The sequence below is a fragment of the Bosea beijingensis genome (genome assembly GCF_030758975.1).
Classification (GTDB): Bacteria; Pseudomonadota; Alphaproteobacteria; order Rhizobiales; family Beijerinckiaceae; genus Allobosea; species Allobosea beijingensis.
In genome coordinates this window covers 3,216,363-3,231,631 of sequence record NZ_CP132359.1, presented here as the reverse complement: position 1 = coordinate 3,231,631, position 15,269 = coordinate 3,216,363, and the positions used below count along the sequence as shown (strand labels likewise).

Sequence of the window (15,269 nt, the reverse complement as noted above, 5' to 3'; positions counted from 1 at the left end):
CAACCCCCTGAGGAAACTCCCTGCCGAGCCTGCAGGGATGGCCCGCAGTCCGGCTGCGCACCGAGAGCACCCAGCGATTGATGGAGGAAACGATGCAGCGACAGAATCAAGAATGCGGCAGCCCAGGCGTTGGCTCGGCCTCGATGCTGCCGGACCCAGTCTCCGGCCAGGCCCAGGCCGCCATGGATGCCGGCCCGAACCGTTCGGCGGGCGACACACATTCAAGCGTCGCAGCGCTGATCCCGTTCGAGTTCGTCATGCGGGAACCCGGGGATCGGCCGATTGCTGCCGGAGGACTGTTCGCTCCCGATGCCGCGCTCGTGCCCAGTTTCGCGAACGACCTCGTTCGAAGCGCGCAGACCGCGCTAGCGAAGGTGCTCGAACACGACCTGGGCCGGCCCTTTGCAGATTGTCGCGTCGAAACCCAGTTCAGGCCTCTCCCGCTTCTGAATCCCCGGCCGTTCGCGCTCGATCAGGAGCGGATGATCGATGCAGCCGAGCTGATCGTTGCGGGGCCGCGGTTCTTCCCCAGCTCCCGGCAGGCACGAGCCGAACGTGTCGCGGCCGGACGACAGCCGTTCCTTGACAAGGTGTCCACGTCCGAGATCGCCCAGATCTTGGCAACGGATCCAGGTGTCCGCCGCGAGCGTGCTGCCGGAGAGGAGATCTCCTGGTGCCTGTCGGCCGACTATACGCCCGAGGACCATGGGTCGGTTCGCGTGGCACTTCACGTGACGGCGGCTGGGAAGGCTGTTTCCATTTCGCCTGTAACAGTCGTCAGTGTCTTGTCCCTGACGCTTTGCATGGTCAGCCATGGCAGCCACGGCGAAGGTCGCGCGTGGGACGGCACCATTGATTTGGCGCCGTCCGCAAGTGTGCGTGCCGCGACGGCTGCGAGACAGTTAATGGCCGACAAGCAGCATCTCGCACGATGCGCCGATGCCATCGCGTTGCTCGACGCGCTGGACCTTCCTGACGTGGCGCGAAGCCTCGCCGGGCAGGCGGTCGCGGCCGTGTCTCCGCGGGAAACTTGAGCCAAACGGTTTTGATCGGGTTCAGGCCGGCTTGCGGTCGGGCCAGCTTCGCGCTGGCCCCGGAAGAGCGGATCGAATGCATTCGAGGAACGGGGCGCCCGCCGGCGGACGCCTTAAGTCTCGGGGGATGGAGGAACAGGCGCAGCCACGTGGCTGTCACCCCTGATGAATTGGAACGTCGGACTATGAAGACCACCTCCGCTCTCTCGCTCGCCGACATCGAGCTCGAACTGCCGCTCCGGCCCGTGATCGACGACCTTGCCGGCCTTGCCGGTCGGCTGTCGCTCGCAGCCGGCCCGGAAAAGGGCTACGCGGCCCTGGCTGCCGAACCCGTCTCGGTCTGCGAAATCGCCGCGCGCGCCATCGGCTATGCCGATGAGATTGGCCGCTTCCTGGAACTCGCCGGCACCTCCGACCGGATGCAGGTCGCGGCCTTCCTCGACATGCTGATCGGCCTGTCGCTGCTGAATGCCGCCTCGACGCTCGCCGTCGCGCTGCTCCCGCCGCGCACGCCAGCCGACATCGCAATCCGCCAGCGGGTTCTCAACGACATCATAACCGCTGGCGGCGGCGATGTGGGCCTTGCCGAGGCCGCACGGCAGGCCTTCGCTCATGACGGGACGATCCTTCCCGATGCGATCGCGACCGAACTGGCGGCTCCCGCCGTTCCCGCGACGGGTGAAGGGCTTGATCAGCGCCCGGCCATGCTCGGCCTCGAACAGGGCTTGAGCCTTGCCGCCTTCGTCCGGTCGCTGGCCCCGTCGCGCTCGCTCATCGCGCGCGCCGCGCTGCAACTGGACGATGCCGATCGGTTCGCAGCCGCGATCGCGCAGGGAGATCTCGACATGGAGGCGCTCGACCGGCTCCGGCGCGCGGATGCGGGAGCGACCCTGCTGGCGACGGCCGACCTGGCGCGCGCTTGCCTGATCGCGGCGCTCGCGCCCGATGACCAGACGGTCCGGCCGCTCGTCGCAGAGCAGATGGCGCGGCTGAGTGAACCGCGCCTGCGCGACATCGTCATGCTCGCCGGACTGATGGCCGAGCGGCTGAAAGAGCTTCGGCGGATGCAGCGTGAAACAGCAGGTGGGATCCGCGTGATCTGACGACTCTTAGTTGCCCGACTGGGAGCCAGTTCGAGGTGGAAGGGGCGGCGCCGAAAGGCGCCGCCCCTTTTGCGTTAAACGGCGAGCCGGTTGGAGGTGAAGCGGAGGGAGGCGCTGCGGAAAGCAGTTCACCCCTAAGGAAAAGAGGCTTCGGCCATGATCTCCATCCCTGAAAACGACGCCGGCGCGCGCGATAGCGCAGCCGCTCCCGCCATGCCGCTGGTCCCCGTGGTCGATGAGCTCGAGGCGCTCGAGCTTCTTGCCGACGTCGACGGATCGGTCGTGCGGCGGGCCGCTAGCGTCTGGCGAGACCGTCCGTCGCTGTTGCCGATCCGGGCTCGGGCGCAGTTCCACACGGCTGAACTCGGTCGTCTTCTCAGCCAGGTTCATGAGGGCCTACTCGGCGCGAGCGATGAGGTCCGCGACAGCGCCAGGGCGCTCGCACTCCTGATCAACACGGCCAATGTCGCCACCGTCCTGATCGCACATCGGACCGATGCGGACTATCGGGCGCTCGTTGGATTGCGCCGCGCGATCCGCGCGCAGGCCAAGCGATCGGGGAACGCTGCCGTCCACAACCGGGCGATGCGGATGTGCGGTGGCGAATTTGTCGCCCTGAGCGAAGCGGGGATGAGCCCCGCCAAGCTGCCGCCGGCCGCGCCAAGCGGTCTCGATGCCCGCCCGCGAGAAGCCGCGGTCTATCCGCTCGCGCTGTCGAGCTCTCTGGCGCTCTGGCAAGCGACCGGCGCCGATCCCCGCGACCTGCTCGACGGTGCGCGCGAGTGGCTCGGCCAGATCGACGTCTGGCGCCGGATGCAGACCAAGATCTCCAATCCCGCTCTCTTGGTCGATCCGATCCGCGGTGCCGAACTGCTCGCCTATGCGCGCCTCGCCCGGATCGGACTCTGGCCGGCCCGCGATGCGGAGGAGGTTGCGATCAAGGCCGCCGCGCTCGATCTCATCGGGCCGCGCGACCACGATCCCGATCCCATGCGCGCGGCCGTCTCCTGGGCGAGCGAGCTCGGAGAGATCGTGCCGCCGCGCGACTGACCGGCGCCGGGCAGGGGCTCGACATGTTCGGGGCAGCAGAAGGCGCGACGTTCTCGTCGCGCCTTTCGTCATGGCGAGGAGGGAGGGGAAAGGGCGGACAGGCCGACCCCTCGGGACTCAATCAGACCATGACCGATAACACCGCACCGTCTCTGCGTGATCTCGTCTTCGAGACGGACAGCAAGCCCGTTCTCGACGAACTCGCCGCGCTCGATTGGCTCCTGCCGGAGATGCCGGACGCGTTGGAGCGCCATGCCGCGCTGCTCGAGCGGCTGCCGCCGCTCCTCGACCTGCGCGGAAGGGCGCTTGTGCATGCCCGGGAGTATCAGAGGTTCCTGGCGCTCGCCGAAGCCGATCCCTCGGTCTTGGAGCATCTGGTCGATATCGGCAATGCGCTCGCGCTCCTTGCCCATGCCGGCGAGATCGCGATGCTGCTGGTGCCTCCGGCTTCGCCCGAGGACCATTTCGCCAGGACCATGCTCGCCAAGGAGCGGGGCGAGCAGTATCGCTTCGGCGACGGCGTCCACGATCCTGCACTGATGAAGGGGGCACTGCTGCGGCCCTTCGCCGACCACCATCCGCGTCCCGTCATCGGCGCGCGCATCCCGCCCGGCATGCAGGAGGCTGCTCTGCGCTTCAGCGGCGCCGTGCTGCCGCGGCCCGGCGACAGCGATGCCGGCGGAACCGAGGTCTATCACCTCGAGCATGGACCGGCGCTCGAAGCCTGGTTCGACGATCCCCCCGATCTCGCTCTCCTGCTCGACGAGGCAAGGACCCTGTTCGCGACCATCGAGACCTGGTCGCAGGCCGAACCGCCCGCCCCCTTCTGGTACGGTGCCCGCCGCGGGGCGCTGATCCTTGCCTATGCCCGCCTCTGCCGGATCGGGCTGTGGCCGGCGCGCAGCTCCGACGACCTGATCGTGAAGATGGAGGTGGAGCGGCTCGTCTCGGAGCGCGCCGCCGATCCCGATGCGATGCGGGCGCTGGTCGAGATCGCACTCGGCGTCGGCCGCAGGATCGCCCGGCAGGGACCGCCCTTCGTGACCGTCCTCGGCGGCGTCGAGCTGTGAGGCGGGTCATGAGCAGCAAAATGCCTGACCCGTCCGAGGACGTCGAGGCCGCCTTCGGGCAGAGCTGGCGCGACCATGAGAACCGCGCCCTGCTCGGCCACCTGCGCCGGCAGCGCCCCGACGGCAGGGCAGCCCTCCCGCAGGCGCAGGAGCCGGCCCCGGTCGGCGAGGCCGCGGCGGCGACCTTGGGCCCCACGATCGAGATCTACGATGCCGAGCGCCTCGCCCGCCGTCTCGGCCAGGGCGATGGCTTCGTCGGCGATCCCGCCGAGAGCGGCAAGGGCGAGGATGCCGGCGACGCCCGCCAGATCAGGCTCTGGACCCGGATGCAAGGAGATGAGCGGGGTCCCTGGCGCAAGCTCGTCATCCCGGACGCGGTCATGATCGCGCGCATCGCGGGCCTGGACGCGATCTGTCCGCACTTCAGCGAGGTCACGGCCTGGATCGTCCGGGCGGCGGGGTTGAGCGCTGCGACCGGCACGCCGCTGCGGCTCGATCCAGCCGTCGTGGTCGGACCGCCGGGAACGGGCAAGACCTTCTATGCCCGCAAGCTCGCCGAGGCGCTGGGCGTCCCTTCCGAGGTCATCGCGATGAACCTGATGACCGACCGCGGCTCGGCCTTCTCCGGGCTGACCCCGGTCTGGCGGTCGTCGGGGCCGGGCAAGGTCGCCAAACTCCTCATCGAGGGCAGCCATGCCTCCCCGCTGATCGTCATCGACGAGATCGAAAAAGCCTCGCCGATCAACCCGAGCGAGACACCGGAGAACGTCCTGCACTCGCTCCTCGAGCGCGAGAACGCCGCCCGCTTCGTCGACGAGTTTCTCGATCTGCCGATCCGCGCCGACCACATCTTCTGGTTCGCCACCGCCAACAGCCTCTCGCCGCTCTCGCCCAGCATCGTCGACCGTCTAATCGTGTTCCAGGTCGCGCTGAAGCCCGATGAGATGCTGGCGATCCAGAAAAGCCTCTTCCACGAGGCCAACCTGCGCGTCGGACAAAGCTTCGCCGAACCCGGGGCGGCGCTGTTCAAGGCCATCGCCGGCCACAACCCGCGCACGCTCTCGCGCCTCTGGCCCATCGCCATGGGCTTCGCCTGCGAGGCCGGGCGGCGCGATCTCGACATCGCCGACATCCGTCAGGCCGAGCAGGTTCTCATCGGCGGGAAAGAGGGCGCGAGGAGGCCGATCGGGTTCATCACGCCAAAGCGCAAGGACGAAGGGGAGCGGGGGTGAGGGTGAGAACGGGAATGCCCCCGGGAAGCCCGAGACGACAGAAAGATCAGGATCATGAAGACCAGGACCACGCCCGCCATCCGTTCGAAGCGCCCGATCGGCAGCCGGCTCTTGCCGGATGGCTCGGCCGGCGCCATCACCCAATGGTTCCCGACGCAATGGCCGCGGATCGGCGGGAAGACGCTGCTGCCTCTCGCCAACGATGCCTTCAACGGAACGCGTTTCCTCGCGGCCTATCAGCCGGGCAAGCTCGTCTTCATGTATGTCGCCGGCTGCGGCGAGGACCACAGCATGCCGACGGTCGGGACCGGCCTGCTTGGCCTCGCCCGCCGCCTCAGGATGCCGCTCCACAAGGTCTCGGTCACCGCGCAGGTCCATCTGCGAGACCGCTTCCGCGAGCTCAACGCCGATCGCTATGGCGCACTCACCACCAGCGCCGACGGCTACCCCTGCAGCGATCTCGGGTACGACAACTGGATGGGGCAGCACATCCTGCCGAACAGCAAGCCTCTCGATGGATCGCCCGTCGTGCTCGCCGAGCGCTGCCTCGCGGTCCGGCTTCCGGCCGACCTCTCGATCCGCGAGTTCGACAAGCGCCTTCACGCTCGCATGCGCAACGCCGCGCTCAATCCCTGGCTTGGGAGCCAGGCCGGCCAGGCGCACTGCCGGCTGATCGGCATCGCGCCGGAAGAGGCGATGCGCGCCACGGCCTACGGCTTCGGCGCGATCATGCGCGCGAGCCAGGCGCAGGAGTTCTACGTCTTTCGCCCGAAGGGCTTCGATGCCGACCGCCTCATCCGCATCGCCGAGCGCATCATCCATGACCATGTCGTCGCGCCGGGGCGGCAGGCGACCGCGGGGTGGAAGTCCAGGGCGCAGGGGTTCGGGCAGGCGTTCAAGGGTTCAGCCGGCACCTCAAACAAGATGCCGCGCTCGACCCAAGTTGGTAACAGCTAGGTCACAATTCGCATGGGGCTGATCGCTTTCAACAATGCGTCGATCTTTGGTCCATAATTCAACGCCTGAACCGCGGAATCAAGCGTCGGCAGATCGAAGCCCGCCCCATAGCCGCTTGTTGTATCAGACACATCGTGGCCGAGCACCTCTTGCATGACTGCATAGAGCGGCTTGGCCTGGTTGCGGAACTGATCGGTGACGCGATGACGAAAGCTGTGAAAGGTCTTGTTTTCTTCCACAGGTACAAACTTTCGCGCGTAGCGTCCCCACCACTTGCTGAACCCGTGCGTGATCTTCCCGCGATAGGGAGTCAGCAAGGGAAAGAGCCGAACCGCCCCGGCCTTCCGTTGCGCAGCAACGTAAGTCAACAACCCGAGCTCGATCAGACGCTGGTGGACGGGGACCTTGCGCCGGGATGACTTGGTCTTCCGATGCGTCTCCTGGCCAGGCGTGTCGTCGATCGTCTCCATGTCGAAGTAGTGGATTCCGTCTTGGCTGCGGATATCGGCTGTCCTCAGCTGGCCGATCTCTTCCAATCGGGCTCCGCTGTACATCGAGATCAATGGCAGCCACTTCTGTGCCTCACCTCCGCCCGCTGAATATCGCTTCCCTTTCGCAAAGACGGCCGAAAGCAAGAGCTTCTCTAAATCTCGATCGGCATAGGGCTGACGCTCAATGATCTCGCCTTCCTTGAGCTTGAATTTTGTCCCAGCGCAGGGGTTAGATGGGATTTCATCGTGATTCAGCGCGACAGCGAGGATCGCGGAAATCGCACCAATTGCTTTGTCGTTGATCGTGCTCCGCGACAAGAGCTTCGCCCGTTTCTTCGCCGCCCATTCCTGGATGGCTTCGACATTGGCCTCCCGGAGATCGGCCGGCACATTCCGCGGGAAGAGGCTCAACCCGTCGCGATAGGCAAGAACGTGCTTCTTCGTGATCGAGCGGATCGACAGATTTCCGTTGATGGCGATGAAACGCTCGACATAGACGCCATATTCCTCTGCCGTCTTGTCGGCGGGCTTCTGCTGAACTTTCCAAGCCTTGTAGGCATCCCGCAACTTCGAACCTTCGTCTGGGTCTGGAAGCTTCAGAGGCGCGATCGGAACCGGTGTCTGGACGGGCTTGCCATCCAGTCGCGCGAGCACGTCCTGATGGGCTTCCATGCCTGACCTTAAGAGGGCAAGGACAAGCCGTCGGCGATCCGGATGCACGCGCGGGATGGTGACGCCGTTTTCGGCGAGAACGGCGTCGATCTCGTTCTCTCCGACAGCATCGTCGAGCATCTGCTTGATCGCGCGTGCGCTGGCCTCCGAATGCCCGTCGGCGGTCAGCGAGGCGAGCCTCGGAACGAGAGACGAGCCGTCGTAGTCCACGGTTTTCATGTCCTCCAGACCGCGCGCCAGCACTCCGAGTTCACGCTCATGCGCTTCTCGCCGGGCCGCCCGGACGGCACCAGGATCGTCCTTCGACCAGCCAGCCTCCTCCAAGACGATCTCCGTCTGGTCGGCGAGCGTGTCGTCCCTCAACACCTCGTCATCATCGCGGCTCAGAATCTGCTGGTAGTACCGCTTCGCCATCGTCTCGATATCCGACGGGGACAGGCCAGTCACCGCGCGGGGCGTTTCGGGACGCTTCGATCGGACCTGCCGAAGGCGCGCGACCTCGATAATGTCCTCGACTTGCGGATGAATGTCGAACCAGCGCTTGCGCGCGAGGGCGATGTCACGCGTGCCCAGCGCGATCTTGATCGTGGCGCGTCCGCCAACCGCACGTCGCTCGCCCGTCCATGGCAACGCGACCTCTCCCGCTGCAGCAGCCCGAAGCGCAGGCGGGATGTTGCGGAAATAGGTGAAACCGCCTTCGGCGCGTTCGACGAGAAACGGATTTCCGTTGGCGTTGATGCGGCCCATCCGGCACCTCCAGAGCGCCGGATTCTAACCAGGATTCTTACCAGAATTCCTACCAGCCGTCGCAGCGAGGCCAAATCTCGCATAAAAACGCTGAAAATTCAAGGATTTCCGGCAAAAATGGCGCTCCCTAGGGGACTCGAACCCCTGTTTTCGCCGTGAGAGGGCGACGTCCTAGACCGCTAGACGAAGGGAGCAGCGCTGGCCGAGGGCGCCTATGTAGTCGGACAACCGCGCCGCCGCAACAGCTTTTTGCACGGCGCCTGCATAAAGATGTCCGGACGGCGCCAAGCCTCGCGGAAAGCCGTGCAGATCTTCGATAAATCCATGGAGACACCTGTTGTGAGCAATGCTGGCAAGGACCCTGCTGACCCGCGCGATGCGGCCAAAAGCGCCTAGGCACTGTCTCAAACGGATGCGGCAGATGCTGCTCGAAGACGAGCCACGCCCTCGGATGGCCTGGATCTGGCGGCTGATCCCAGGTTGCCCTTCGCTGCAGGAAGCCCGATGCTGGCGCGGTCTTGGCCGACACGCGCTCGGCTGCTTGCGGCGATCGGATAACGACCACCATGCCCGAATGGCGGATCGACGGGCCGGATGATGAGGCCGGGCCCGGCTCCGGGCGCGCCCTGCCCGCGGTCGGCGCAGCCGGGATCTCGCGATCGGCCACGGCCCTTCTGCATGAAACCGCGGCACGCCTTCGCCTGTCGCTGCGCACCAGCCTGCGCGGACTTGTCGGCATCGTCTACCCGCCAACCTGCATAGCCTGCCAGGCAGCCACCGGCGAGGCGCAGGCGCTGTGCCCGGCCTGCTGGCGCGGCATCGGGTTCATCGAGCGCCCCTATTGCGAGCGCTTGGGCACGCCGTTTCCCGTCGACCTTGGCACGGGCCTGCTCTCGCCGGCCGCGATCGCCGACCCACCGGTCTTTGCACGGGCCCGGGCCGTCTGCCGCTTCGACGGCACGGCGCGCGAACTGGTCCATCGCCTGAAATATGGTGACCGCGTAGAGCTGTCGCTGACCCTCGGCCGAATGATGGTGCAGGCGGGACGCGAACTCATCGCCGATGCCGGACTCGTCCTGCCCGTGCCACTCCATCGCACCCGTCTCTGGCGCCGGCGTTTCAATCAGGCCGCAGCCCTGGCCCGGGCCGTCTCCCGCGAAACCGGCCTGCCGCTTGCCACCACGGCCCTGACGCGAATCAGGCGGACACGGCAGCAGGTCGGGCTGACGCGCGCCCAGCGCGCCGAGAACCTGCAGGGCGCTTTCCACGTGTCGGCAGCGATGCGCAGCCTCGTCGAAGGCCGGCGCATCCTGCTGGTCGACGACGTGCTGACCACGGGTGCGACGGTCAATGCCGCGGCGCGCGCCCTGCTGAGAGCCCATGCGAGCGCCGTCGACGTGCTGACCTTCGCACGGGTCGTGACGGATGGCCGGGAAATCACTACATGAGGGGCATCGCAACGAGAGACGCTTCCTGATGCCGCCGGTCACGATCTACACCACTGCCTGGTGCCCCTATTGCAAGGCGGCCAAGGCGCTGCTGACGCGCAAGGGGGTGGCCTTCACCGAGATCGATGTCGATGGCAACCCGGAGCTGCGCCAGGCAATGACGGCGCGAGCCGGCGGGCGCACCTCGGTTCCGCAGATCTTCATCGGCGAACAGCATGTCGGCGGCTCCGACGACATCCATGCCCTCGATGCCCGTGGCGAGCTCGACAAGCTCCTGGCGGCCTGACACCCCTTGGCGGATCCATTTGCCTTGATGGCCCCGCGCCACCATCTATGACGCCATGATCCGTTACGCCCTCATCTGCGACAGCGCCCATGAATTCGAAAGCTGGTTCGCCTCCTCGGCCGGCTTCGAGGATCAGGTGAAGCGCGACTTCGTCACCTGTCCGATCTGCAACAGCGCGAAGGTCGAGCGCGCGATCATGGCACCCAATGTCGCCCGCAGCGATCTCGGCCCGAAGGCGCCGCAGCCGGCGCCGGAAGCTTCCGCCCCCGCGGCAGCGGCGCCTGCGCCGGTCGCTCTGATGAGCGAGAAGGAAAAGGCCTTCCGCGAGGTGGTGGCTGCGCTGCACCGCCATGTCAGCGAGAATGCCGAGCATGTCGGCAGGCGCTTCGCGGACGAGGCCCTGAAGATCCATCACGGCGAGGCGGAAGAGCGCGCGATCTATGGCGAGGCAACGCCGGACGATGCCCAGATGCTCCATGAGGAAGGCATCGACTTCCTGCCGCTGCCACGCCTGCCGGGTTCGGGGAACTGATACCCGCCTTCGCCGGTTCTGATCACGAAACCGCGCTCGCAGCGACTTTCGCCGGTGCCGACATGACGGTTTTGACAGCTTGTGCGAGGCCGCCCGGAGGAAAATTTTCGGTGCGGCACCACAGCCTTTTCCGTTTTGGAACAAGGCGCTGTCAGCCAGGCATCTCCCTCGGGGAGACGCGGAGGGGTCGCCTATGCGCCCTTCCCCCTTCCGTCTCGGATTAACTTTCTGTTAAGGAATTCGCGGTTCCTTGCCGGCAATCCCGGTTCGCCGCCCTCGGCGACCATGGGTCCGGAACTCTGGAGATTGCCACATGAAGCGGATCGCGATCGCTGCGCATGGTCTTTTCTCCGGTGAGAAATCCCGGCATGGCAGCAAGGCGATCCCGCTTCTGATTGCGCTGGCGGCCCCTGCTCTCGGCGCCTGCAGCATGTCCACCGTCGAGACGGCCTCGACCTCCGCAGCGGCAGCTCCTGCCGTGAAGGAACCCGCCAAGGCCCGCAAGCTCGCGGTCGCGCTGGCCAAGTCCGATCCGCGCGAGAAGGAATGCCTCGTCCGCGCGATGTATTTCGAATCGAACCGGTCGAGCGAGTCGGGCCTGCTCGGCGTCGGCACGGTCGTGATGAACCGGGTCGAATCCGCCAAATATCCGGAGACGATCTGCGGCGTGGTCGGCGCTCCCCGCCAGTTCGCCGCCGGCGTGCTGACCCGCCCGATGACGGATAAAGTCCTGCCGAAGATCGAAGCCATCGCGGAAGACATTCTCAACGGCCGTCGCAATGACGCGGTCGGCGCGGCCAAGTACTTCCACATGGCCGGCCTGCGCTTCGGCTACAAGAACATGCGCTACGTAACGGTAGCCGGCGGCAATGCCTTCTACGTCAAGGGCGAACGTCCCGAGCGCCGCCGCATCGAGGAGCCGACGATCCAGCTCGCCTCGGCCTCCACCACCGCCATTCCGCTCACGACAGCGTCTTCGTCGGCCACCACGGCGAGCTCCTTCGCCTCGGCCCCGCTCGCCTTCGCACCCGAGGCGCCCGCGCCGAAGCTGCCCACGCTCGAAAGCCCGATCGTGACGCTGATCAAGAACGCGCCGCTGCCGCCCGGCCGGCCGCTCGATCTCGACCTGCCCAAGGCGCCCCTGCGCGCCTTCGTCGCGCCGCCCAGGGACGACCGCCGCGTGGCGCTGCTGTCGACGGCGGATATCCGCGGCAGCCTCTCGTCGCGCTCACGCTGAGCGCGCGCACCTCGCCAGACATTCCATGGCCCTCATCCTGAGGTACCGCGTCAGCGGCGTCTCGGGATGATCCAGATGGCTCATGAAGCATCCTTCGAGACGAAGGCCTTGCGGCACCTCGAGATGAGGGCTGAACGAAAAATCGCGTCAGCCTATCGTCGCACGGGACATCGCCGAAGCTCTGGCGTTATCTTCGCCGCAGTGCAACATTCAGATTGCTCTGCAATACGGGGAGACGCCATGACCGCGACGGAACGAGGCGGCCGGGAAACGGCTCAGCGCGACAAGCCGTGGATCTTCCGGACCTATGCGGGCCATTCCGACGCGGCGGAATCCAACAAGCTCTACCGGACCAATCTCGCCAAGGGCCAGACCGGCCTCTCCGTCGCCTTCGATCTGCCGACGCAGACAGGCTACGACCCCGACCATGTTCTGGCGCGCGGCGAAGTCGGCAAGGTCGGCGTGCCGATCTCCCATCTCGGCGACATGCGGGCGCTGTTCGACCAGATTCCGCTAGCGCAGATGAACACCTCGATGACGATCAACGCGACGGCGGCCTGGCTGCTCTCGCTTTACATCGCCGTCGCCGACGAACAGGGCGCCGACCGCAGGCTGCTACAGGGCACGACCCAGAACGACCTCGTGAAAGAGTACCTGTCGCGTGGGACCTATGTCTTCCCGCCGCGCCCCTCGATGCAGCTCACCACCGACATCGTCGTGTTCACGGCCAGCGAATTGCCGAAATGGAACCCGACCAATGTCTGCTCCTATCACCTGCAGGAGGCCGGCGCCTCGCCGGTGCAGGAACTCTCCTTCGCGCTGGCGACAGCCATCGCCCTGCTCGATTCCATCCGCGCCCGGCCCGAGGTCTCGGCGGAGGAATTCCCCGGCACGGTCGGCCGCATCTCCTTCTTCGTGAATGCAGGGATGCGCTTCGTCACCGAGCTCTGCAAGATGCGGGCTTTCGTCGAGCTCTGGGACGAGATCACGCTCGGCCGCTATGGCATTGCCGACGAGGCGATGCGGCGCTTCCGCTATGGCGTGCAGGTCAATTCACTGGGGCTGACCGAGCCGCAGCCCGAGAACAACGTCTACCGCATCCTGATCGAAATGCTGGCGGTGACGCTCTCGAAGAAGGCTCGCGCGCGGGCCGTGCAACTTCCGGCCTGGAACGAGGCGCTCGGCCTGCCGCGCCCCTTCGACCAACAATGGTCGCTGCGCATGCAGCAGGTGCTGGCCTATGAGACCGACCTTCTCGAATTCGGCGACATCTTCGACGGATCGACCGTGGTCGATGCAAAGGTCGCGGCGCTGAAAGCAGCCGCGCTGGAGGAACTCGCCAAGATCGACGACATGGGCGGCGCGCTCGCCGCCGTCGAGAGCGGTTACATGAAGCAGGCGCTGGTCGAGAATGGCGCCCGTCGCATCGAGGCGATCGAGCGCGGCGAGCAGGTCGTCGTCGGCGTCAACAAGTTCACCAACAGCGAGCCCTCCCCGCTCTCGGCCGGCGACGGCGCCGTCGTCACCGTGCCGGATTCGGTCGAGACCGAGGCGATCGCGCGGCTCAAGGCCTGGCGCTCGGCTCGCGACGCGAAGGCGGCCGAGACCGCGCTCGCCGAGCTCGCCAGCAGCGCCCGCGAAAACCGTAACGTCATGCCGGCCTCGATCGCCTGCGCCAAGGCCGGCGTCACCACCGGCGAATGGGCACAAACCCTGCGCGAAATCTTCGGCGAGTATCGTGCTCCGACCGGCGTCGACACGACGAAGCTCGGCGACGCGACCGGCCTCGCCACGGCCAAGGCAGCCGTCGAGAAGGCGACCGAGCGCCTCGGCCGGGCGCCGCGCTTCCTCGTCGGCAAGCCTGGACTCGACGGCCACTCGAACGGCGCCGAGCAGATCGCCGTGCGCGCCCGCGATGCCGGGATGAGCGTCAGCTATGGCGGCATCCGCCAGACGCCGGAGGAGATCGTCAGCGAGGCCCGCGATCAGCAGGCGGACATCATCGGGCTCTCGATCCTGTCGGGCTCGCATCTGCCGCTGGTACGCGACGTCACGGCTCGCCTGCGCGTCGCCGGCATGGACGTGCCCGTGGTGGTCGGCGGCATCATCCCGCCCGATGACGAGAACGCCCTGCGCAACATGGGCGTGGCCCGGGTCTATACGCCCAAGGATTTCGCGCTGGACGGCATCATCGCCGATGTCGCGGGATTGGCGGCAAAAGACAACTGAATCGCGGTCATCCCGTGCGCGCTGCGGCGTGAAACGCCGCTGCGCAGACACGGGATCGTCGCCCGGAAAAGGCGCCTTCTCGCCACGCGGTCCCGTGTCTGCGTCGCAGCACTGCGTGCCCCAATGCGCACGGGATGACGCGCTTCAGACCATCCCCACGCTTTTGAGCTGCTGATACGCCTTCAGAATCTCCTGAAGCGTGCCCTCGCGCGAGCGGTCGCCGCCATTGGCGTCGGGATGAAAGCGCTTCACCAGCTCCTTGTAGCGCGCCTTGATCGCAGCGGAATCCGCCGTGTCGTCGAGGCCGAGCGTGTCCAGCGCCTTGCGCGCGACGATGCCGACGCGCGATTCAGGCTGGGCTGCCTGCTGCTTGTTGCGCGCGCCGAACAGGTTGAAGGCGTCGTGCATGTCGGCGCTGGCCTCGCCATTCGCCTTCCGCCCGCGCTGCGACATCCGCGCCGCCTTGGAGTTGACGCCGAGCTTCCAGGTCGGCCGGTGACCTATCTCCTCCTGCTTGGCGTAGGCGGCCAGCGCCTCGTCATCCATCCCGGCGAAATAGTTATAGGTCGCGTTATAGGCCTTCACATGATCCATGCAGAACAGGAAGAACTGGCCCTCGCGGCCACGGCCCTTCGGCGCGCGGAATTCTCCCCCGCGCGTGCAGCCGGGATGGTCGCAACGCGGCGCGTCGCTCTCCACCGGCGCCTCCGCCTCGGAAGCGCCGATCCTGATGCTGTCGAAGAGGCGTGAGTTGATGTTCATCGTCGACGGGTTATGAGACGCAGGGAGTGGGCCGGCAAGTGCGATGCAACGCACCGCCGAACCGACAGAACAATCATGGCAACGGTGGCGCGATCATGACCTCAATCAGTGAAAGAATCACGCAAAAGCTGACCGAGGCCTTTGCGCCACAGGCGCTCAGGGTCATCGATGAATCGCACCAGCATCAGGGCCATGGCGGCTGGCGCGAAGGCGGCGAGACTCACTTCAGGGTCGATATCGTGTCGGAGGCCTTCGCTGGCAAGAGCCGGCTCGAACGCCATCGCCTCGTCAATGCCGCTCTGGCGCAGGAACTGGCCGATCGCGTCCACGCCCTGGCGATCGCCGCGAAGGCGCCGGGCGAAGGCTGAGCGAGAGCAATTCCAGCAAAGGTGCGAAGCGGTTTCGCGTCCAGGATTGCG

Annotated in this window: 14 protein-coding genes and 1 tRNA gene; 12 read left to right on the top strand and 3 right to left on the bottom strand. The window is 66.5% G+C overall.

Annotation, left to right across the window (positions count from 1 at the left end; translation table 11 throughout):
• Positions 1-92 precede the first annotated feature (92 nt).
• The 6 genes from Q9235_RS15390 (at position 93) to Q9235_RS15365 (ending at position 6,446) form a co-directional block, all read left to right on the top strand.
• Positions 93-1,034, top strand: a complete 942-nt coding sequence (locus Q9235_RS15390; RefSeq protein ID WP_306222637.1) for a hypothetical protein — start codon at positions 93-95, stop codon at positions 1,032-1,034.
• Positions 1,035-1,219: 185 nt separating this feature from the next.
• Positions 1,220-2,137: a hypothetical protein gene (locus Q9235_RS15385; protein ID WP_306222636.1), complete on the top strand. Its 918-nt coding sequence runs from the start codon at positions 1,220-1,222 to the stop codon at positions 2,135-2,137.
• Positions 2,138-2,293: 156 nt separating this feature from the next.
• Positions 2,294-3,187 carry a hypothetical protein gene (locus Q9235_RS15380; RefSeq protein ID WP_306222635.1) on the top strand — a complete coding sequence of 298 codons (894 nt, stop codon included), beginning with the start codon at positions 2,294-2,296 and terminating at the stop codon, positions 3,185-3,187.
• 128 nt (positions 3,188-3,315) lie between these two features.
• Positions 3,316-4,257: a hypothetical protein gene (locus tag Q9235_RS15375; protein ID WP_306222634.1), complete on the top strand. Its 942-nt coding sequence runs from the start codon at positions 3,316-3,318 to the stop codon at positions 4,255-4,257.
• An 8-nt stretch (positions 4,258-4,265) separates the two neighbouring features.
• Entirely contained in the window at positions 4,266-5,489 is a 1,224-nt protein-coding gene (locus Q9235_RS15370) for an AAA family ATPase (protein WP_306222633.1), read from the top strand.
• A 54-nt stretch (positions 5,490-5,543) separates the two neighbouring features.
• A complete protein-coding gene (locus tag Q9235_RS15365) occupies positions 5,544-6,446 on the top strand; it encodes a hypothetical protein (protein WP_306222632.1) in 903 nt (300 codons plus the stop codon).
• Here Q9235_RS15365 and Q9235_RS15360 read toward each other — a convergent pair.
• Together Q9235_RS15360 and Q9235_RS15355 are read right to left on the bottom strand one after the other, a co-directional pair.
• Positions 6,443-8,356, bottom strand: coding sequence for a site-specific integrase (locus Q9235_RS15360; protein ID WP_306222631.1), 1,914 nt, complete (start codon positions 8,354-8,356; stop codon positions 6,443-6,445). The genes Q9235_RS15365 and Q9235_RS15360 overlap by 4 nt on opposite strands.
• 118 nt (positions 8,357-8,474) lie before the next feature.
• A tRNA-Glu gene (locus tag Q9235_RS15355) sits at positions 8,475-8,550 on the bottom strand.
• Between the two features lie 372 nt (positions 8,551-8,922).
• Between Q9235_RS15355 and Q9235_RS15350 the strand changes: the two genes are divergently transcribed.
• The 5 genes from Q9235_RS15350 to Q9235_RS15330 all read left to right on the top strand — a co-directional run bounded on the left by Q9235_RS15350 (position 8,923) and on the right by Q9235_RS15330 (position 14,088).
• On the top strand, positions 8,923-9,804 hold the full coding sequence (locus Q9235_RS15350; RefSeq protein ID WP_306222630.1) for a ComF family protein: 882 nt from the start codon (positions 8,923-8,925) through the stop codon (positions 9,802-9,804).
• 28 nt (positions 9,805-9,832) lie between these two features.
• Positions 9,833-10,090: a glutaredoxin 3 gene (grxC, locus tag Q9235_RS15345; protein WP_306222629.1), complete on the top strand. Its 258-nt coding sequence runs from the start codon at positions 9,833-9,835 to the stop codon at positions 10,088-10,090.
• Positions 10,091-10,145: 55 nt separating this feature from the next.
• A complete protein-coding gene (locus Q9235_RS15340; protein WP_306222628.1) occupies positions 10,146-10,622 on the top strand; it encodes a DUF1178 family protein in 477 nt (158 codons plus the stop codon).
• A gap of 313 nt (positions 10,623-10,935) precedes the next feature.
• Positions 10,936-11,859 (top strand): cell wall hydrolase, encoded by a 924-nt coding sequence (locus Q9235_RS15335; protein ID WP_306222627.1) that lies wholly within the window; start codon positions 10,936-10,938, stop codon positions 11,857-11,859.
• Between the two features lie 240 nt (positions 11,860-12,099).
• Positions 12,100-14,088 carry a protein meaA gene (locus Q9235_RS15330; protein ID WP_306222626.1) on the top strand — a complete coding sequence of 663 codons (1,989 nt, stop codon included), beginning with the start codon at positions 12,100-12,102 and terminating at the stop codon, positions 14,086-14,088.
• Between the two features lie 144 nt (positions 14,089-14,232).
• On the opposite strand, the gene Q9235_RS15325 is transcribed toward Q9235_RS15330, so the two are convergent.
• On the bottom strand, positions 14,233-14,850 hold the full coding sequence (locus tag Q9235_RS15325) for a J domain-containing protein (RefSeq protein WP_306222625.1): 618 nt from the start codon (positions 14,848-14,850) through the stop codon (positions 14,233-14,235).
• 95 nt (positions 14,851-14,945) lie between these two features.
• Between Q9235_RS15325 and Q9235_RS15320 the strand changes: the two genes are divergently transcribed.
• Positions 14,946-15,218 (top strand): BolA family protein, encoded by a 273-nt coding sequence (locus tag Q9235_RS15320; RefSeq protein WP_306222624.1) that lies wholly within the window; start codon positions 14,946-14,948, stop codon positions 15,216-15,218.
• Positions 15,219-15,269: the final 51 nt, after the last annotated feature.